This window comes from Hydrogenovibrio kuenenii DSM 12350 (genome assembly GCF_000526715.1).
GTDB classification, from domain to species: Bacteria; Pseudomonadota; Gammaproteobacteria; order Thiomicrospirales; family Thiomicrospiraceae; genus Hydrogenovibrio; species Hydrogenovibrio kuenenii.
Window position 1 is genome coordinate 1,516,443 of sequence record NZ_JAGP01000001.1, and the last position, 20,689, is coordinate 1,537,131.

Genomic DNA, 20,689 nt, shown 5'->3' on the forward strand with positions numbered 1-20,689 from the left:
TTTATCTCCTGATTTTTTCATCGACAGTTTTAATAAACTGCTTAATTTTCGTTTCTGATTTCTTACCAGGCATTAGCTCTACACCACCGCTAACATCAACCGCCCATGGCTCAACCGCTTCAATTGCCCGACCAACATTTTCTGCATGTAAACCACCTGCCAATATAATTGGCAATGGCAGACCGTCCTGCTTATCTTTTGCAACCCAATCCCAATTAAAGGTTTCACCTGTTCCGCCAGGTACACCTTTCACATAGGTATCCAACAACATCCCTTTGGCAGAACTATAACGGATTGCCAATTCTCGAAGGTTCGTATCGTGCTTCATGCGAAGAGCTTTTATATAGGGACGAGAAAAGTTATTACAAAAGCCTTCAGGTTCACCACCATGAAATTGCAACAAATCGATCTTTGTCTCGGCGATAACATGCTCAACTTCTTCAGCATCAGGATCAACAAACAAAGCGGTTGCCGTAACAAATGCTGGCAACACTTCCATAATGCGCCTTGCCTGTTCGATAGTCACACAACGTGGGCTTTTATGGTAAAACACCAAACCGATTGAATCAGCACCATTTTCAACAGCAACTAACGCATCTTCATGATTGGTAATGCCACATATTTTTACACGCGTACGTCTAAAGTCTTTCATTATGCCTACTCTTGCCACAACACTGCATCAAGCGGTGTTCTGGGCAACTCAAATTCTTCAGGATAAAGCGCATTTACAAAATACAAACCTTCTGCTGGTGCAGTAATACCCGCCTGCGTTCTATCTTGCTTTTCTAACAAACTTTTTACCCACTCTTCAGGTTTTTCACCTCGCCCTATTTCCAGCAAGGTGCCTACAATATTTCGTACCATATGGTGTAAAAAGGCATTAGCTTGAATATCAACAAATACAAAATCATCGTGACGAGTCACCTGAATAGACTGCACTTCTCGAATAGCATGATTAGCTTGGCAGCCAGATGCGCGAAAAGATGAAAAATCATACTCACCAATCAATGCTTGTGCTGCATTATGCATTGCATGCTCATTCAAACATTGGCGCTCCCAAGTCACTCTGCCAGATAATACAGCTGAATGTACCGCACGATTAAATATGACATAACGGTACTGACGGGCTTTTGCCGAGAAACGTGCATGAAAGTCTTCAGAAACGGGTTTTGCCCAAGCAACTCTTATATCATACGGTAACTGAGTATTGGTACCCTGCACCCATGCCCGACCCAGCCTGGCAGATTTTGTGTCAAAGTGAACAACTTGTCCAATCGCGTGAACCCCTGCATCGGTTCTGCCGGCACAATGAACTTCTATTTTTTCATCAGCAATAAAACTGAGCGCAGACTGTAAGTTTTTCTGCACTGAATCACAATGTTCTTGATACTGCCAACCACAATAGGCAGTACCAAGATATTCAATTCCTAGTGCAACTCGCATTCAAGTTTATAAATAATCTTTAATCAACAACTCTGCAATCTGTACCGTATTGGTTGCAGCACCTTTACGAACATTATCCGCAACCACCCATAGATCCAGACCTTTTTCGCAAGAAATATCTTCCCTAACACGGCCAACATACACAGGGTTGGTATCTACTGCATCCGTAACAGCTGTTGGATAACCACCATCCACATGTTCATCAACCAACACAATACCGTCAGCTTTTCCAAAAATCTCTTTTGCCTGCTTTGCGGTAATCTTTTCTTTGGTCTCGATATGAACCGCTTCACTATGCCCAAAAAACACAGGGACACGAACCGCAGTAGGGTTTACAAGAATAGCGTCATCACCCATGATTTTCTTGGTTTCCCAAACCATTTTCATTTCTTCTTTTGTGTAACCGTTGTCTTGGAAAACATCAATTTGAGGGATACAGTTGAACGCAATTTGTTTTGGGTAAACATTGGTTTCTACAGGCTTTAAATTCAAAATATTTGCTGTTTGTTTTGCTAACTCTTCAATAGCTTCTTTACCTGAACCTGAAACGGCCTGATAAGTACAAACATTGATACGCGAGATACCAACTGCATCATAAATTGGCTTTAAAGCAACCAACATTTGGATAGTTGAACAATTTGGGTTAGCAATAATGCCACGATTTTTATAACCAGCTACTGCTTGTGGGTTCACTTCAGGAACAACTAGAGGAATATCATCGTCATAACGAAACTCAGATGTATTATCTACAACCACACAACCTGCCGCAGCAGCTTTAGGTGCATATTCTCTGGAAATAGATGCGCCAGGAGAGAACAATCCGATTTGAACCTTTGAAAAATCAAAAGTCGCCAAGTCTTCAATTTCTACCCAGGAACCACGAAACTCAAGTTTCTTCCCCGCTGAACGACTACTCGCCAATGGATAGAGTTTACCTACTGGAAAATTTCTTTCCTCCAGTACTTTTAAAATAGTTTCACCTACTGCGCCTGTTGCACCAACGACGGCAATATCATATTTTTTTGTCATCTAAATTCTCTTGTATAGCTTCTACTGATTGTTTAGCGGGAAATTATTAAACGTCTTCTTTTTTAGTGTTTGCTTGGTCAGGCTCAGACTTACTGTCTTCAATTTTTGCCTCGGCTTGTTTCTGGTTTCCCGTCAGCTTCTCACCACTAGTAGCAAACTGATTTGCTAACTGATTCGCCAAGCGCATGCGTTCCGCTTCTGGGAAGCTTACAATCAAACCACCTTCTGTAAGCTCACGGCTTTCACCAATAAATTTACCGCCAGATTCAATCATTAAATCACCGCAAATAACCTCACCCAACAACTTCCCTGTTGACAACACATCTATCGTTTCACAAGCCACCTTACCTTCAAGGACACCGCTCACGACGACATTTTTAGCCTTAACCAACCCTTTTAAAATGCCTTTATCGCCAATTGAAACATCATGTTCCGTTTCAACAATTCCATCGATACGACCATCTATGTGCAAAGGGCCATCAAGATCTTTGATTTCGCCGCTTATTTTACATCCCGTAGCGATAATTGTTTTTCCACTTCCTGTACGCGTTTTTGCACCGCCTGACTTAAAGATCCCCATGGTACTCCCTTCACACGTTTAAAAATAAGATCATAATTTTGCAATCTCCAGTCCACAAAAGACGCTGGATTCAATTTTCTTTGAACAAACGACACTTCATAATGCAAGTGAGGACCGGATGACAGACCTGTCGAACCGATTTTGCCAATGCGCTCACCTTTATATACATATTCGCCTGTTTTGACCAACAACTTACTCATATGACCATAAAGAGTTCTAAAACCATCCTTATGATCTAAAATAATTAAATTACCGTAGCCGCTTTTCTTATGAAAACCAGCATACTCAACCATACCATTAGCTGTTGCTATGACAGGGTCTCCAATCTTGCCTCGATAATCTATTCCTCTATGAAATTCTCGCTTCCCGGTAACAGGATGAATTCGCCACCCATAAGAACTGGAAACGCCTTGAAACTTTCCAACAGGACGTCCATTTGGAATATCTTGAAGCATAACCTTTTTTTCTAGTGTCGTTAACTGAACAATTTTGACTCTATCTTGAACAGGTAACTCTTCATCTGGTTTAACACCTATTAAGTCTTCCAACCCTTGCAAAGTCTGATCTAAAAATTGAACCTGCTTCGATTTATTATCCAAACTATTTTGTAAGCGATGTTTTTCAGACTCCAGCAAAGCATAATCTTGTTTACTCTTATCAAGCATAGACAAATACTTATCCTGTGCGTGAATACGTCTCTGCTCAATATTGACAGTCTCTTGGTTTAACCACCAAATAACTGTTGCACCACCAGCCAGCAATAGCACAATAAATAGGATAAAAAAGAGCGCAAATTTTCGGACTAACTGATTAAAGGAAAAATTACGGGAACCATGAACATCACTTATCGTTATCGTAAACTGATCTTTCATCCTTGAACGTTCCTTAATTTCTTCTTAGTTCTAAACATTAAAGCCCCTCTTTTTGAGCTCTCGCAAGCGTAAAAGCAGCGTATTCAAAGTGCTGCTACAACAGCATCTCCCATTTCGGAAGTAGACACCTTCTTCATACCTTCAGACCAGATATCACCAGTACGCAAACCTTGATCCAATACTTTACTTACTGCTGCTTCAATCTTAACAGCCAAATCTTCGCGACCTAAACTATAACGCAACATCATAGCCGCTGACAAAATTGTTGCCAATGGATTTGCAATATTTTGCCCTGCGATATCAGGTGCAGAACCATGACTAGGTTCGTACATACCTTTATTATTTGCATCCAATGATGCTGATGCCAGCATACCAATTGAACCCGTCAACATTGAAGCTTCATCTGACAAAATATCACCAAACATATTACCAGTAACCATGACATCAAATTGCTTTGGATTTAACACCAACTGCATAGCGGCATTATCAACATACATGTGGTTAACAGTTACTTCTGGATACTCTTTTGCCACATCATCAACAATTTCTCGCCACAATTCAGTTACTTCTAAAACGTTTGCCTTATCAACTGATGTCAGTTTTTTGTCACGTTTCATTGCAGCTTGGAAAGCAACATGCGCAATACGCTTAATTTCAGATTCTGAATAAACATAAGTATTAAACCCTTGTCTTTCGCCATTCTCAAGGGTTCTAATCCCGCGAGGTTGTCCAAAGTAAATACCACCAGTTAACTCACGAACAATCAAAATATCCAAACCAGCAACGACTTCCGGTTTTAATGTAGAAGCATCTGCTAACTGCTCAAACAAATATGCAGGACGCAAATTTGCAAACAGTTCCATCTCTGAGCGCAAACGAAGCAACCCCTTCTCTGGGCGAACAGATATATCAAGTGATTCCCACTTATACCCACCTACAGCACCCAATAAAACAGCATCTGCATTTTTTGCTTTCGCCATAGTTTCATCAGCCAACGGTACGCCATGCACATCATAAGCAGCACCACCAACTAAATCTTCCGTCATGGCAATATCCAAATCATCAGACTTTTTAAGTGCTTCCAATACTTTTACCGCTTCAGCAGTAATTTCTGGGCCAATACCGTCACCAGGCAGAATCAATACTTCTTTTGTCATTCTTTTTCTCTTAAATACTTTGTTTTAACATTAATCTTTACGAAAACAACCAAGGATTATTTTCTTTATAGTTTTGTTCAAAAGCTTTTATGTCAGCTTGGTGCTGCAGAGTCAAACCGATGTCATCCAACCCATTTAACAAACAATGACGTCTAAACTCATCAACTTCAAAAGAAATTTCTTCACCATTTGGTCGAACAATCTTTTGCGCAACTAAATCAACTATCAGCTGATACCCTTCATTTGCATCCGTCTCTTTAAACAATACATCCACTACTTTCTCATCTAAGACAATCGGTAGAATACCGTTTTTAAAACTGTTATTAAAAAATATGTCCGCGAAACTTGGCGCAATAACAACATCAAAACCATAATCTTTTAACGCCCATGGTGCATGCTCACGACTTGAACCACAACCAAAATTTTCTCTTGCTAGCAAAATTTTAGCACCTTGGTATCTAGGCTGATTCAGTACAAAATCTTTTCTTAATGGACGGTTCGAGTTATCGACTCCTGGCTCGCCAACATCTTCATAGCGCCATTCATCAAACAAGTTTGGACCGAAACCTGTACGCTTAATCGATTTTAAAAACTGCTTTGGAATAATTGCATCCGTATCGACATTAGCACGATCCATTGGTGCAACTATGGCTTTTAACTGACTAAATTTATCCATATTATGCTCCTGCTTCCAATAGAGTTCTTACATCAACAAAATGCCCAGCCACTGCCGCTGCCGCTGCCATCTCTGGACTAACTAGGTGCGTACGCCCACCAGCACCTTGTCGACCTTCAAAATTACGGTTTGAGGTTGATGCACAATGCTTGCCAGAAGGTAGTCTATCAGCATTCATCGCCAAACACATGGAACATCCAGGGTTGCGCCACTCAAAACCAGCTTCAATAAAAATTTTATCTAGCCCTTCTTCTTCTGCCTGTTTTTTCACCAAGCCTGATCCAGGAACAATCAACGCCTGTTCAACATTAGATGCAACTTTTCGACCTTTTAACACCTGAGCAGCAGCACGAATATCTTCAATACGAGAGTTAGTACAAGAACCGATAAAAACATAATCAACAGGAATATCAGTAATACTCATCCCTGCATCCAACCCCATATAGTCTAATGCACGACGAATACCACCAGCCTTAACTTCATCACCTTCCATGTCCGGATCAGGAACCTTTCCATTTATATCCGTTACCATTTCAGGAGAAGTCCCCCAAGACACTTGAGGTTCAATATCGGAACCTTCCATTTCGACAACCGTATCAAACACAGCATCGTCATCTGAATGTAGACTAGACCAGGCTTGAACAGCCTTATCCCAATCTTCACCCTTTGGCGAATAAGGACGACCTTTGACATACTCTATGGTTTTCTCATCAACAGCGACCATTCCTACACGAGCACCTGCCTCAATCGCCATATTACAAACTGTCATTCTTCCTTCAACAGACATGTCTTCAAATACCTGACCACCAAATTCGATAGCATGCCCATTTCCACCAGCAGTACCAATTTTTCCGATAATCGCTAAAATCACGTCTTTCGGCGTCACACCTGGACGAAGCTGACCATTAACTTTGATCAACATGTTTTTCATTTTCTTTTGCAACAAGCACTGAGTCGCTAAAACATGTTCAACTTCAGAAGTCCCAACACCGTGAGCTAAAGCACCCAAAGCACCATGCGTTGCCGTATGTGAGTCACCACAAACCAAAGTCATTCCTGGTAATGTAACGCCTTCTTCCGGCCCAACAACATGAACAATTCCCTGACGCATATCCCCAATACCAAATTCAGTAATACCGAAGTATTTAGTATTAGCCCCCAATGTCTGAACTTGAATACGCGAAATTGGATCTTTAATATCCTCAACAGAACTATAGTCAGTGGTAGGCACATTATGATCTGGCGTGGCAATGTTCGCCTCAATCCGCCAAGGCTTACGTCCTGCCATCCTAAGCCCTTCAAAAGCCTGCGGCGACGTTACTTCGTGTAGCAACTGTCGATCGATATAAATTAACGCCGTACCATCTTGTTCCTGACGTACAACATGACTGTCCCATAATTTATCGTATAAAGTCTTGCCCATTGCTTCACCAGACATTGTTATAATCTCGCCCTACGAAAATGTTAAAAATAGTGGCAAATTATAGCACTTTACACCCAGTCTAAGAACAAAAATCACGAGACATAAGACAAGAGATTCGATCATTATGAGCTATAGAATTAAAGAGGCGTTTTACTCTTTACAAGGTGAAGGATTTCACACGGGAAGACCCGCTATTTTCTGCCGTTTCAGTCATTGCAACCTTTGGACAGGAAAAGAGGCTGATAGAGCTACCGCAGTATGTCAGTTTTGCGATACAGATTTTATCGGTGAAGACGGGCAAAATGGCGGTCGTTTTGAAGATGCTAAAGCACTACTTAATCACCTACTCGCACTATGGCCAAAAAACACAAATACACACCCTTTTTTTGTATTAACAGGTGGCGAACCTTTATTACAAGTAGACCAACAACTTATCGACATTTTCCATAAAAACAAAGTAGAAATTGCCGTCGAAACCAATGGCACCCTAAAAGCACCACAAGGTTTAGATTGGGTATGCGTCAGCCCAAAAGCAAATGCTCCTATTATTCAAGACAGCGGTAATGAACTGAAACTGGTATTTCCTCAAAAAGAAAGGCAACCAGAAGACGTTGAACACCTAGAATTTGAACATTTTTACTTGCAGCCAATGGCGGACTCAAACCCCGCCATCACTCAACACAACATTCAGGTAGCTGTCGAATATTGCCTAAAACACCCTAAATGGAAACTAAGCTTGCAGACTCACAAAATACTTAATATTGACTAGCTGGGCAAGCATTCGAATTTCATCAAACTTTTTTGCTAAAATAACGCATTATATTCTCAAAAAACACTCATATTTCATCCCAGTTTAGGTTAGGTCATTATGCAAGTTCAAGACATGGAAAAATTCTCTCAAATCCTTAGCTGGGTTTTTGCATATTACGAAAAAGAATTGACCGATTTAACTCTAGACATGTACTGGAACGGTTTAAAAGATTATTCCATTGAAGAAGTTCAGGCGGCTTTTAATGCTCACCTTCAACACCCTGAAGATGGTAAATGGTGGCCAAAAGTTTCCGATGTTATCAAAAACTGTAAAGGTAGCACTCAAGACAACGCTTTGCGTGCTTGGAGTGAAGTTGAAACTGCCATTCGCAGAGTTGGCGGCTACCAAGATGTTGTTTTTCATGACCCTTTAATCCACCAAATCATTCATAAGATGGGTGGGTGGATTTCTCTATGCGACATCCCCGATGAAAAGTCATTGGTTTTCAAAGCAAACGAATTCAAAAATGCTTATCGTGCACTCTATGCGACGCCACAGCAATTACAACCGCCTGTTGAATTAACCGGCATCATCAATGCACAAAACGCAAAAATCAAAGGGGCAAAAAAGCAACCTCCAGTTTTGATTGGCGATCCAGAACGAGCTAAAGAAGTACTAAGCCAACTACAAGCTCCTGAAAACCTTATCACCATTAGCCGTGCAGCAGCCAAAGCTGCCGAAGCCTTAACCAACAAACATGAAAGGCCTGCTTAATAATGGATATACGATTTAGTACACAGGTAGCAAGCAGACTAGGCTTACATGAAGCTATTTTTCTGGGATGGCTTGTGCATGATTACGATCACACACCGACAAAAACAGAAAGCCTTATTAACATCTTTAGTTTTTGGACAGATGAAGTCCTGTATCAATGTTTAGCAGGATTAGAATCACAAAAATTGATTCAAGTCCAAAGAACCACTGACGGCAACTGTGTTTTTGCACTCAATCAGTCGCAATTAAAGGTGCAATTTGATATTGAACTGCAATCACCCTCTAACCTTCCAAATACAGTTGTAACAGACACCAACCTTAAAAAACACTTACAAAGATTTCAATCAAGCGACAGCTTACTTAATAAAAAGCTAACGCAACTTATTCAACAAAACACGCAAGAACTGATTGATTACGCTATCTCAGAAGGCCTCGCTCCTGAAATAGCCTCTGCAACTTATGACAAATTTTTGCATTATATTTCAGCAAATCCTGACAGGTTTTGGAATACCGATTTAATTTCTTATTGGCGATTTTGGATAAGTAATTCAAAAGAAAAAAACGGGCAAGGTAGTCTTAATGCAGCAGGACAAGGAAAACGTTCAGCTATTGAAAAAAACAATAACCACGCGACTTCAAATTGGCTAGAGAAAAAAGCACAATCTCCTCACCAAACACACTCTACTACTCAAATATCAAGATCTCAAAATTCAGACATAAAAAAACCGACTTAAAGTAAACTTTAAGCCGGGATCTTTTTGAATAAAACAGTTTGTTACCTAATAGACCCTTAGGGAAAAGAGTAGCGATTACTCGGATCTATTTGCTGACTCTTGTGCTTACTAGCACTATCCTGCATGAATTTTTCAACTTTTCTCTTGAGCGTATGAATTTCATGCAAACCACGATCTAACTTCGCTGACTGAGCCGCATTTTCTTTTTGTTGTTGACGAACTTCTTTACCCAACTTATAAGTTTTACTTTCCAGAATACGAACCCTTGTACTAATACTGGCCGCTTCGGCAACTCCTTGAAAGGCAAGGAATCCTATCAACAACAATACAGATATGGTTAATCTTTTCATGCAAGTCTCTCCTGGTTTCTTAGCGCCAATTCGCATACCAGCTCTTATTTTCCGTCAACAGATTGACACTTATAACCATTGCCGCAAAGGTCGCTTGCCTCAACTGGATTAATGTTACAGTTCCCACCAGGGCAGGCTGTATAAACAAAATGGTTGTTGAAGAATGCTTTATCAACATAAACTTCCAAAACCGTTTCATAGTTATTATCAGGCATTGGCGTTACGCTAACAACTCTTGCACCTTTTACAATCGAATTCACTCTTGCGCGGAAGTTATCACTTCTTGCGGTTAAGGTAGAAAGCTGTGTATTACTGTCAATTTTTACCCCATTTAATTGCTCTGCAAGCGAACGATATGCATCTAGCTTCGAAGCTCTAATTGCCATTAAACGTTTTTGACCGATTGTATAACCCTCATAAGAACTCATAGAACCAAATCCTGTTCCTGTAATCTTGATGAGTTCAGGCTCAGCAGATCTAGTTCTTACTCTCTCAGTAGTTTTCTGTGCCTGTGGAGCAGCAGCCTGTACTTGTTGCGGAGCAACCTGCGCTTGTTGTGGAGCAGCAGTCTGCGCAGCTTGCGCCGCTGTTGCTTGTGTAGCTATTTGTGCCATAGCTGGCTGTGAGGTATCTTGTATCGTAGGTTGACTAGAACACCCTGATAACAAAAGTGCACCAATCAATCCTACAACAAATAACATCTGTTTTTTCATGATCATTTCTCCGTTCTATTCAAAAAGATATTGTTTTTTATACTTTCTATGCGTCACCCAACCATTATTAGCTTTTAATCTTGCTTGGCGTTGCAACGCATCCTGCTTATGTTTTGTCTCATTTGCTTTTGACTCTCGATATAACTTCTCTTTCGGCAAGAGATAACTTCTTCTTAAGTCCTTAATTTTATAAACCTCTCCCACCTTGTAATGATAGGGGACAGTTTTAGTCTCATAATAATCTGGCACCCGATAAGTCGTAGGCGCCAAGCTACACCCTGATTCAAAAATCAGCGCCAAACTTCCGAACACACCTATGAACCATTTCATAACCTGCCCTCATCAGTAGGAATAAGCACCTCCCATAGAACCATAAGGTACTTCATGAGGTGTACCCGGTTGTGCCTCTTTAGAGTTAGAATGCCCTTGTGTCACATGCCCAGGAACAGTCAAATTACTAGACGCACTACCTTTTTCCGTTTTAACAGATGGTTTTTCTACTTTCTCTTCAATCAACTGTTTTTCTACATTTTTAATACTTTTCAACAGCTGATAATATACTGACTGTAAACGCTTAACCCGCTTGTTCACTTCATAAATTCGTCTTTGTGCGCTTGTCATTTGAGTTCCAATACGATTCAACTTAGCTGTTAACTCTGGCGCGGCTTCAGATATAGTCTTTGCTTTATCACTTGGTTTAACAACTGGGGGCTGAGTTTTATCACTACTCTGCTCTGCGACAATCTTTTTAGCTCCATTGGTTTCAATTTTTGCAATATCACTATTCAACTGCTCCAACTGGAAGCTCAATGCATCAAGTTTTTTATCCAAGGTTTGCAATGTTTTTTCAGATGTATTGGTATGCATTAATGACTGAGTTGAATTGGACTCAATACCATCAATTTTATCCAACGTCTCTTTACTCAACCCAGGCCCTGAAGATAATGCCCCCCAAATACCAATACCAATTGCCGCAATCACCAGAGTTATGATGACTGAACTAAAGATAACAATCAGTTTTTTTATCGCATCCATGTCAGAACCTTTAATTGCATTATTTGCTTTTTGCGCTTGGGCACGCTTTTCAAGAATATCCTCTGCCTTGTCTTCCATCGCTTTTTGCGAGGCATCGGGTTGTTGCATCATACCCAACCCTACATCGGGCTCAGAAGGCTCACCCTTTGATTCTTCTGCCGGTGAAGGTGTGGGCTCAGGAGCAGCTGTTTCTTCTGCCTCTATGCCTGACGACTCTACATTTTCACCAAGCTCACTCAATAAATCTTCTGTAGAATCTTCCGAAGCTTCTGTGTCTGCCCATTCTTCAGGAACATCATCCACCCCTCCTGCAGGCTCAGGTGTAGCTGCTTCTACTTGAGTAACTTCGGGCTCTTCTGCAATAGACTCCTGCTCTGCCTCATCAAGTAATGCATCAATACTGTCCAAATCATTCGGATCAACTGTATTGTTTATTTGTGCCACTCGCCAAACCTCTGAGCTTTATAAATTACTTACCCATTTAAGGTAACTGAATTAGAGATATGCGCCCTTTGTTCAACCAATACTCTTCTGGTAATAAAGTTGGCTCTCTCCGTTCATTCAACACAACCCTTCCTAATGAAGAAGATTGTTGAACGCTTAAATCATTTGCACTTTCAGCAACTTTTGCCGCCAACAAACCAAAAGCATGAAAAATGCCAACTTGGTTATCATCAGCCTCTCCTGACTTAATAGTTTGAATAACCGCATTAGCAAAATACTTTGGTAGAAGTGCATAAGTGCTGCGCCAAAACCCTATACCTTTTTTAAAATTTTTCACTGTGGGTAGTTCACTCGGAAGCCAAAAATGCTGCACACTTCCAAGATGAAAGAACTTCAATAAAGGCGGTACTTGTATGGCTTGACGTTGTGAAACCAATGAAATAACAACATCCAAATCTTGCCTAGAACGTTCATTGAAATAGAGCTTGTGCTTAATATTTTTTTGTAACCAATTCTTTCTAATGTCTGAGCGGTTAGCATTCACCAAGTGGTTAACCGTAGAGTCCATTCTTTTATCAAACTTCTGAACACTGATTCTAAAGCCCTTAACGTCATCTGGATGAGCCAAGCTGTATTGCGCCCAGTTTTCCTGAAATGCTTTTAACATGTCTTGCGAAGCTTTAGTGTTATCCACAATTAAAGAAATGCCTTTTAACTGATGCTCTACCAGCTGCTGAATTAAAGGACGAACATGCTTATCACGATTCAAACTAATACTTCGAACATAGCTTTTTGGGGAGTTCACTTCATTCAATAATAAAGTTGGAATTCGAGTATCAAAGTCATTTAAAACCTGTGCCTTACCTTGTCTTAAAGGTCCAATAATAAATGTCGGCTGACTAAGTTTTATGAGGTTCCAAAGTTCAAGCATCGAATCAAAGACTTCTGTGTCATAAAATTTCAATTTAACATTCGCAAACTCTTCCTTTAACCCTTTCTTTATCGCGCGTCCTATTTGAGCATAGTCACCAGTTAACGGAAGTAAAACAACAACTTCTTTAGGATTAAAAACATAGTCTAACTTATCAGACTCCTCTACCTTGTCAGATGATGTCTGTTGAAGATAAGCTTCCAATCTTTGAATACGCAATTGCATCACAGGTGACAGCAAACTTTTATCAACAGCTTTTAATGAATCAAGATAGGCTTTGACATGAGTTGGCTCACCATTCTTTCTTGATAGCTCAGCTTTCAATAATAAAATTTCAGCATCAATGCTTTTGATTTGACGATCTAAAGGCTGTTTAGGCTGAGACGACTCGTCATGACCATCAGAGTCCTGCTGCTTTGAAACAATTGATTTTAAATCTGCATTGGAAGTTGATGGTGTTTCAGATTCAATACCTGGTACAAGATGACCAGTATCGCTATAAATACGAACTTGAGGGTTGGCAAAAGTTGCCGCTGAGAAAAAAATAGCTACCATATAACCCAACCATCTTATAGTTAAGTTATATGGCCTAGAAGGCTTTATGCTGTATGCCTTTTCATTTTCAAATAACACCAATACTCTTCACTCGTTATTTGTTTAATGACTTAGAAACAATCTCAAAAACGTCTTTTGACAACTGAGAACTGTTCATTAACCTTTCTAGCTGAGCTTTCATCATTGTCTGGCGTTTCATATCGTATAACTTCCATTGCGTAAAGGGCGCCACAATTCTAGCTGCAACTTGTGGATTGATCTTATCCAGCTTCAGCACTTCTGATGCCAAAAATTCATAACCTTCACCTGAAACATGATGAAACCCTCTCATATTCAAACGTCCAAAAACCCCTAATACGCTTCTGACTCGGTTAGGGTTAGTATAATGAAAATCAGGGTGTTCTACTAAACGCTTAACCTGCTCTACTGCTTTATCCGATTGATCAGACGCCTGAAGCATAAACCACTTATCCAACACCAAATCATCTGTTTGCCATTGATTATAAAAATCTGCCAGGCTGGCTTCTTTCTGATTTGTGTTATAAGGCTTCATCGCATCTAATGCAGCAAACACATCCGTCATATTTGATTGAAGACTAAATTGACGATATACAAGCTCTTCTTGCTCGTGCAATTTCGCCAAATAATTCAAGCAACGATTTTTTAACATTCTGCTCGCAATGGCTTCCTTACCATAATGATAAACTTCAGGCTGCCCCATCTTTTCATATAGTGCTCGAAGTACACTTTCAAAAGATTCTGCTATTGATTTTTTCATATAATCATAAACAGCAACAACACTATCTGTATCGATCAACAACCCTTTATTAGATAAAGTTTCGAGCAAATAACTTTCGTCAGGCAACGTAATGGCAAGTGATTTCAATGCCAAATCAAGCGATTCATCCAATAAATTGGCTTCGAGTGCTTTTACATAAGCATCCGACAAATGCATCGGTAGTCCATTACCCGCAACTTCAACATTATCTACCAGATTCTCCAATGCTAATGTTTGAATAGACTCCCAACGAACAAAACTGTCTGAGTCATAACAAGCTAAGGCTACCAACTCATCTTTTGTGCATTCATAATCCACTAGGACTGGTGCCGAAAAGCCTCTAAACAAAGACAAATACCCATCTTGCTCTATATTGTGCAATACCAAGGTTTCGCTAAGCTCAGAAAACTCAAACAACCATCCAGCATCAGCTGGATAACAACGCACTTTATCGGCCTCATCAACAGAAAAAAGCAACTCTTTCCCTTGTTGACTCGAATCTGCTGACAATACATTGAACACAACTGGTATTAACAAAGGGTGGTGGTGCTTCCCATTAACCGTTTGATCAAAGGTAAGTGAAAGTGTTTTACTTTCACTATCATAATGTTTTGAAATGGTTACTTTTGGCGTGCCTGATTGAATATACCATTGGTGCATCTGAGATAAATCACGTTGATTCGCATCGGCCATCGCATTACGGAAATCCTCTACCGTTACTGCTTGACCATCAAAACGATTAAAGTACAAGACCATCCCTTTTCTAAAGCCATCTTTGCCAAGGAGAGTCTGATAAAGACGAACGACTTCAGCGCCTTTTTCATAGACAGTCATAGTGTAAAAGTTATTCATTTCTATATAAGACTGTGGCTGAATGGGGTGTGACATGGGCCCAGCATCTTCTGGAAACTGAACGCTACGTAACCGTTTAACATCTTCAATTCGCTTTACGGCTGGAGACAACATGTCAGCGGTAAATTCTTGATCTCGAAAAACCGTTAAACCTTCTTTTAAAGTTAACTGAAACCAATCACGACAAGTTACTCGATTTCCTGTCCAGTTATGAAAATACTCATGCGCTATAACTGACTCAATTCCTTCAAAATCAACATCTGTTGCCGTTTCTGGTTTTGCCAGCACAAACTTGGAGTTAAAAACATTCAGGCCTTTATTTTCCATTGCGCCCATATTAAAGTCGTCAACCGCGACAATCATATAAACATCCAAGTCATAAATTAGACCAAAGCGGTCTTCATCCCATTTCATCGATTTTTTCAGTGATGCCATTGCATGGTCACATTTATCCAAATTTTTAGCTTGTACATAAAGCCGCAAATCAACTCTACGCCCATCTTTTGTTTCAAAATGGTCTTCGACAACTTCTAAATTACCCGCCACCAACGCAAACAAATAACAAGGCTTTTTATGAGGATCCTCCCAAGTAGCGAAATGTCTACCATCTTCTAGATCCCCAAATTCAACTAAATTGCCATTAGACAGTAAAACCTTATTCTCATGTGGATAAGCAATGATCTTCGTTGTGAAATAACTCAAACAATCTGGACGGTCTAAATAATAGGTAATGTTTCTAAAGCCCTCAGCCTCACATTGCGTGCAATAATTACCACTTGAACGATATAAACCTTCTAAACGTGTATTAGATTCAGGGTCAACTTTTGTCCGAACAACCAACTCAAAACTTTCTTCAGGACAATTCAACACCAACGCATGAGCAGACAACTGATAATCACTAGGCTTAAGTTCTTTTCCATCCTTCTCTACAGAAAGCAACTCTAGGTGTTCACCATCAAGTTTCAGAAGTGTGCTCTCAGACTGACGAACAAATTTCATTCTATTCGTAACCAGCGTTTCCGACGCATTAAGTTCAAACGTCAAATCAACTGAGTCGATCTTAAAATCTAAAGGCAAATAGTCTTTTAAAAATATTTCTTTGGGTTGTTCGCTTGGCATCATGACAATAAATTACTCATTTTAAATCTTACAAAAAAAAAGCCTCTCTACTGCCACGCAGTAGAAAGGCTTTTATCAAGCTTAAGCTTATATTCAATTAATATGAAAAAACAGCTCTACGATTTTTTGACCATGCTGCTTCAGTATGACCTGGATCAATAGGGTTTTCTTCACCATAACTAATCACATTAATACGGCTAGGACTAACACCCTGTGCAATTAATGCATTCTTAACAGCATCAGCACGTCTTTCACCAAGCGCTAAGTTATATTCCGGCGTACCACGTTCATCACAATATCCTTTAATAGTAACCTTAGCGTTAGTATCTAAAGACATATAATCAGCATTCATTTTAATAATGTCATAGAACTCAGGCTTGATTTCTGAACGATCGAAATCAAAGTGAACCATTTGACCTTGCAAAGCTGCTAATAGCTGAGAAGCAGTTTTACCGTCAACAGTAGGCTCAGCAGATGCTTCTTGAGCTGCCCCACCAGTTGCTTGATCTTGACCAGATGCGGCTGCACCATCGCCAGACGCTGTTGTTGCATTTGATTGAGCCGCTGACTCATCTTTAGAAGGTGTAGAAGAACACCCTACCAAAGTTAAGCCTAAAAATGCTACCAAAAACAATTGTTTAAGTGATGATACAGACATTGATCTTCCTCTCTAGAATTTGAATAAAACGCGCTAATACTATAGGTATTAGCTATCTTACCCAAAAAACAATGGGTTTAACAAGAAATTACTTACAAATTTAAGACTTTCTTGCTAAACAAAAGGAAAATTCTTTATTTTTTGCTTCCGTAGTTCTCGTAACTAGGATTACTTCCAGAAATATCAGCATTGGATACATCACCGGAAGATGGGCCATAAATCACATGTTTTTGCTGTGAATCAGCTGATGCTGGTTTGGTTTGTGCATTTGAACAACCAACCAAAGACGCGGTTAAAAACAAAGAAGCCAAACTCACTTTTAGAATAGAACGTAACATAAAACAATCTCCTTATTGTTAAGCAATGATAAAAAGCAGTTTTATGTTAACGCCACCCAGAACAGGTAACATTAAGATAAGTTCAATAAAATCTTGAGAAACTCTGTGACAAAGAAGTACCTACTCCGTGCAGATGGTGCCATCTTCACCTGCAAACTCTTTTAAACGAGCTTCATCTAATATACTGATTTCTTTCTTTTTCCAGCTGAGCACATTCAAATTATTAAGTTTTGCCAAGATTCTAGATACCGTTTCCGGTGTCAAATTCAAATAACTTGCGACATCTCTATGCAAAATATTTAAACGGAATCTCGTGTGTAAGTAGCCACGAGATTGGTATTTTAATGACATTGACCAAATAAAATAGGCCAAACGTTGCTCGGCAGTTTTTTGCGTTAAAAGAGACGTATACATTCTTGTACCGACTATTTCTTGACTCATCAAATTGAAAATTTGAACATAAAGATTCGGCACTTGTGTCGCTAGGCTCGAAAGCTGGTCATAAGGAATTTCACAAACTGTAGTGACATCAAGCGCAACTGCATAGAATTGATAATCTTGATAAGCAATAGAGTCCATACCGACAATATCACCAGGCAAGTAAAAACCATGAATTACTTCAATATTGTTATGGTCGTATGAAAACAACTTAATCGCACCCGCCCTAACAGCAAACAGCGATGTAAATTTTTCACCCGCTTTAAACAGATACTCTCCCTTAGTAAGGGATGGCTTGCGATTAACCAATTCGTCTAATTGAGACAGATCAGTATCGTGCAACCCATTAGCAAAACAGATTTTCTGCAATCCACAGTTTGCACAACTCGCAGTGTAATGTATGGCAATATTTCCCATATACAAAATTCTTAACCTAAATCAACTTTTAAATTTTTTGCTATTTTAACAAAATACTCATTCCCCACATTATTAATTACACAAAACATCATTAGCATAAAAGTAAGAAGGTATTTAGTAACAATTGAGTTTATTTTTGTGCACCATTTTTGCAGCAATAAAACTTAATTTTCACATCAAAAAATTTAATACAAAAATACATTTCTTCAACATTTTTTAGCCTTTAAATTTTTAGTGATTAATTTTTAATCACTTTAAAAAAGATTAACTATTTTTAGGCACTTACCTCTAGGTTGCATTATTTTAACCACAAAGTTATCCACAGCTTCTGTGGATTAACTTTTTACTGCAATTAATAGAATAACCCCTAATACAAACAAGGTAAATACATTTAATTTCAACAACTTATAGTTTTTTTCTAGAATACAATAGCAATAAAAAAACTAATTTTTAAATTCTGCTGTCAAGATTTTTTTTAAATTTATTCACCGCTTCGTTTTGGTGCGCAATCTCGTTCGTAAAAATTCGGTTTATGTTAAAATTCGTGCCAATTTGAAAGTTTCTGAGGTAGTTATGGCTAAAATTTTAGGGATCGGCAATGCAATCCTAGACGTCATCTTGACGACATCGCATTACCCAAAGGAAGATGAGGAGCTTCGTGCTGAAAATCGTCAGTTCCAAGTTGGTGGAAATGTTTGCAATTCACTTTATGTCTTAAGTCAACTCGGACACGAAGCTACCATTGCAACCACTATCGCGAGTGACGATGCTTCAAAACAGCTTTTGAACGGTCTAAAGACCCGACAAATCAATACTGAGCATACTCAACGCTTCATTCAAGGACAGACCCCTACATCTTACGTTATCCTCAACCAAGAAACAGGTAGTCGAACCATTACTCACTTTCGGGATTTACCAGAACTAAGCTTTGACTTCTTTGCAAAAATTGAAGTTGAAGACTATGACTGGCTTCATTTTGAAGGACGTAATTTAGAACACTTATCGGGCATGATGAATATTGCCAAGACATTTTTGACACACCAGCCGATTTCTCTTGAAGTAGAAAAAGCTCGCGATGGTATTGAAGAACTTTTCCCGCAAGCCAATCTATTGATTTTTTCACACCACTATGCCCGGCAAAAAGGCTACAGCGATGCCTCTGCTTTATTGAAAGCAATTAAGTCACAAGCGCCAAACAGTCACTTAGTATGTACTTGGGGGAAAGAAGGTGCTTGGTTCTGCACTGCCGGCGGTGAAATTATGCACCAACCCATTCATGAAATTCCACAAACGATTGATACACTTGGAGCTGGTGACACGTTTAATGCGGCACTCATTAACGCGCTGATTCAAAAACATGACCTAGCCAGTGCTGTTAATGAAGCATCCAAACTTGCTGCCAGAAAGTGCCAACAAATTGGCTTTAACAACCTATTAACAGAAATCAAAGAAAAACAACCTCTTGCAAACGTTAATCAAGTGAACAATTCAAAAGTGCTTATCGTACCTTGTGCGGACTTACCCCACTCTGTCATTTTGATTAAGCATGAGGATCAAGTAAAAGCCTACCAAAACAACTGTCCTCATCAGGATGTGCCTTTAAACGAAGCTTATAAAGTTGATGTTAATCCGTTTGAAAAGACCATGAAGTGCTCTGTGCATGATGCTTTTTTCTCAATTGAAGATGGTGTCTGTATTGAAGGACCATGTATCAATGACGAATTAGAAATCGTCTCTATTGAAATAGATGAAAAGAGTGATATTTATCTAGCCTAATCAGCATAAGGTAAGACAATAAATCTTTGTCTTACCCCAGCCTGGTAGATTTTGAATATTTAATAATTGAAGATTGCGGCAAAATATAAAAACGATTGTTTTTATGATTACAGATTTCTCTGACGATAAACTTCATACAGGGTGACGCCTGTAGCGACAGAAACATTCAGGCTCTCAACACTACCCTTCATCGGGATAGCCGCAAGATGATCACAGTTTTCACGTGTAAGCTTGCGCAAACCCGTTCCTTCTGCGCCCATCACCAAACCAATAGATCCTTTAAAATCCATATCATAAATGGTCTGATCCGTTTCACCTGCAAGCCCGGTCATCCACATACCTTTCTGCTGTAAATCTTTTAAAGTACGCGTGAGATTAGATACCACGACAAGCTTCACGGTTTCTGCAGCACCACAAGCGACCTTTCTAACAGTTGCATTCATGCCCACAGAGTTATGCTTAGGAATGACAACAGCATCAACACCTGTAGCATCTGCTGTACGCAAAATGGCACCTAAATTATGAGGATCTTGAACTTCATCTAAAAATAAAAAGAGAGGGTTATCAATTTCGTCAACCAGTTTAACCAAATCAGATTCGGTTAAATCGGCTTGTTTAGCCACTAAAGCAACGACACCTTGATGCACACCATCCACATTATTAAAAAAAGACTTAGGTTCACCTCTAACAGTGACACCCAATCGATGTGCTTGGTCAACTAAGGACTGCACCCGCTTGTTTAACGGGCCCTTTTGTATCGACAATGCATAAATAAGATGAGGTGATTGCTTTAGCAACTTTTCAATTGCATGAATACCAAATAATTGCTCTTGCTTCATTCAGCGA

General features: G+C 39.6%; 22 protein-coding genes. 4 read left to right on the plus strand and 18 right to left on the minus strand.

All coding sequences use genetic code 11. The features are described 5' to 3' along the window. Nucleotide 1: 1 nt before the first annotated feature. The 8 genes from N745_RS0107240 to leuC form a co-directional block, all read right to left on the minus strand. A complete protein-coding gene (locus tag N745_RS0107240) occupies nt 2–652 on the minus strand; it encodes a phosphoribosylanthranilate isomerase (protein WP_024851457.1) in 651 nt (216 codons plus the stop codon). 5 nt (nt 653–657) lie between these two features. Beyond that, nucleotides 658–1,443, minus strand: a complete 786-nt coding sequence (gene truA / locus N745_RS0107245) for a tRNA pseudouridine(38-40) synthase TruA (protein WP_024851458.1) — start codon at nt 1,441–1,443, stop codon at nt 658–660. A 6-nt stretch (nt 1,444–1,449) separates the two neighbouring features. After that, on the minus strand, nt 1,450–2,472 hold the full coding sequence (locus N745_RS0107250; RefSeq protein WP_024851459.1) for an aspartate-semialdehyde dehydrogenase: 1,023 nt from the start codon (nt 2,470–2,472) through the stop codon (nt 1,450–1,452). 46 nt (nt 2,473–2,518) lie between these two features. Continuing rightward, nucleotides 2,519–3,052: a bactofilin family protein gene (locus tag N745_RS0107255; RefSeq protein ID WP_024851460.1), complete on the minus strand. Its 534-nt coding sequence runs from the start codon at nt 3,050–3,052 to the stop codon at nt 2,519–2,521. Further along, the gene (locus N745_RS0107260; protein ID WP_024851461.1) at nt 2,974–3,924 is read right to left on the minus strand and encodes a M23 family metallopeptidase; all 951 of its coding nucleotides are present in this window, start codon (nt 3,922–3,924) and stop codon (nt 2,974–2,976) included. Before N745_RS0107260 ends, N745_RS0107255 begins: the two co-directional genes overlap by 79 nt. A gap of 83 nt (nt 3,925–4,007) precedes the next feature. Then, nucleotides 4,008–5,081: a 3-isopropylmalate dehydrogenase gene (gene leuB / locus N745_RS0107265; protein ID WP_024851462.1), complete on the minus strand. Its 1,074-nt coding sequence runs from the start codon at nt 5,079–5,081 to the stop codon at nt 4,008–4,010. 37 nt (nt 5,082–5,118) lie between these two features. Next, complete coding sequence (gene leuD, locus N745_RS0107270; RefSeq protein ID WP_024851463.1) at nt 5,119–5,757, minus strand: 3-isopropylmalate dehydratase small subunit; 639 nt, start codon at nt 5,755–5,757, stop codon at nt 5,119–5,121. A 1-nt stretch (nt 5,758) separates the two neighbouring features. Beyond that, nucleotides 5,759–7,180 (minus strand): 3-isopropylmalate dehydratase large subunit, encoded by a 1,422-nt coding sequence (leuC, locus tag N745_RS0107275; RefSeq protein ID WP_038071183.1) that lies wholly within the window; start codon nt 7,178–7,180, stop codon nt 5,759–5,761. 124 nt (nt 7,181–7,304) lie between these two features. Here leuC and queE point away from each other — a divergent pair, with 124 nt between their 5' ends. The 3 genes from queE (at nt 7,305) to N745_RS0107290 (ending at nt 9,439) form a co-directional block, all read left to right on the plus strand. Next, nucleotides 7,305–7,949 (plus strand): 7-carboxy-7-deazaguanine synthase, encoded by a 645-nt coding sequence (queE, locus tag N745_RS0107280; RefSeq protein WP_024851465.1) that lies wholly within the window; start codon nt 7,305–7,307, stop codon nt 7,947–7,949. Between the two features lie 99 nt (nt 7,950–8,048). After that, a complete protein-coding gene (locus N745_RS0107285; protein ID WP_024851466.1) occupies nt 8,049–8,705 on the plus strand; it encodes a DUF6475 domain-containing protein in 657 nt (218 codons plus the stop codon). Nucleotides 8,706–8,707: 2 nt separating this feature from the next. Then, on the plus strand, nt 8,708–9,439 hold the full coding sequence (locus tag N745_RS0107290; protein ID WP_024851467.1) for a hypothetical protein: 732 nt from the start codon (nt 8,708–8,710) through the stop codon (nt 9,437–9,439). A 56-nt stretch (nt 9,440–9,495) separates the two neighbouring features. Here the strand turns inward: N745_RS0107290 and N745_RS0107295 are convergent, their stop codons facing one another. The 9 genes from N745_RS0107295 to N745_RS0107335 form a co-directional block, all read right to left on the minus strand. Further along, nucleotides 9,496–9,789 (minus strand): hypothetical protein, encoded by a 294-nt coding sequence (locus N745_RS0107295; protein WP_024851468.1) that lies wholly within the window; start codon nt 9,787–9,789, stop codon nt 9,496–9,498. Between the two features lie 44 nt (nt 9,790–9,833). Beyond that, nucleotides 9,834–10,502, minus strand: coding sequence for an LPP20 family lipoprotein (locus N745_RS0107300; RefSeq protein ID WP_024851469.1), 669 nt, complete (start codon nt 10,500–10,502; stop codon nt 9,834–9,836). 15 nt (nt 10,503–10,517) lie between these two features. Continuing rightward, nucleotides 10,518–10,832: a hypothetical protein gene (locus tag N745_RS0107305; protein WP_024851470.1), complete on the minus strand. Its 315-nt coding sequence runs from the start codon at nt 10,830–10,832 to the stop codon at nt 10,518–10,520. A gap of 12 nt (nt 10,833–10,844) precedes the next feature. Next, nucleotides 10,845–11,981: a hypothetical protein gene (locus N745_RS0107310; protein WP_024851471.1), complete on the minus strand. Its 1,137-nt coding sequence runs from the start codon at nt 11,979–11,981 to the stop codon at nt 10,845–10,847. A 37-nt stretch (nt 11,982–12,018) separates the two neighbouring features. Then, nucleotides 12,019–13,467 (minus strand): penicillin-binding protein activator, encoded by a 1,449-nt coding sequence (locus N745_RS0107315; RefSeq protein ID WP_024851472.1) that lies wholly within the window; start codon nt 13,465–13,467, stop codon nt 12,019–12,021. A gap of 94 nt (nt 13,468–13,561) precedes the next feature. Continuing rightward, the gene (pepN, locus tag N745_RS0107320; protein ID WP_169729907.1) at nt 13,562–16,219 is read right to left on the minus strand and encodes an aminopeptidase N; all 2,658 of its coding nucleotides are present in this window, start codon (nt 16,217–16,219) and stop codon (nt 13,562–13,564) included. A 94-nt stretch (nt 16,220–16,313) separates the two neighbouring features. After that, the gene (gene pal, locus N745_RS0107325; RefSeq protein ID WP_024851474.1) at nt 16,314–16,874 is read right to left on the minus strand and encodes a peptidoglycan-associated lipoprotein Pal; all 561 of its coding nucleotides are present in this window, start codon (nt 16,872–16,874) and stop codon (nt 16,314–16,316) included. Nucleotides 16,875–17,008: 134 nt separating this feature from the next. After that, nucleotides 17,009–17,212 (minus strand): hypothetical protein, encoded by a 204-nt coding sequence (locus N745_RS0107330; protein ID WP_024851475.1) that lies wholly within the window; start codon nt 17,210–17,212, stop codon nt 17,009–17,011. A gap of 120 nt (nt 17,213–17,332) precedes the next feature. Continuing rightward, nucleotides 17,333–18,067, minus strand: a complete 735-nt coding sequence (locus N745_RS0107335; protein WP_024851476.1) for a helix-turn-helix domain-containing protein — start codon at nt 18,065–18,067, stop codon at nt 17,333–17,335. A gap of 573 nt (nt 18,068–18,640) precedes the next feature. Here N745_RS0107335 and N745_RS0107340 point away from each other — a divergent pair. After that, nucleotides 18,641–19,843 (plus strand): PfkB family carbohydrate kinase, encoded by a 1,203-nt coding sequence (locus N745_RS0107340; RefSeq protein ID WP_024851477.1) that lies wholly within the window; start codon nt 18,641–18,643, stop codon nt 19,841–19,843. Nucleotides 19,844–19,950: 107 nt separating this feature from the next. Here N745_RS0107340 and rlmB read toward each other — a convergent pair whose 3' ends face one another. Beyond that, the gene (gene rlmB / locus N745_RS0107345) at nt 19,951–20,682 is read right to left on the minus strand and encodes a 23S rRNA (guanosine(2251)-2'-O)-methyltransferase RlmB (protein ID WP_024851478.1); all 732 of its coding nucleotides are present in this window, start codon (nt 20,680–20,682) and stop codon (nt 19,951–19,953) included. Nucleotides 20,683–20,689 lie beyond the last annotated feature (7 nt).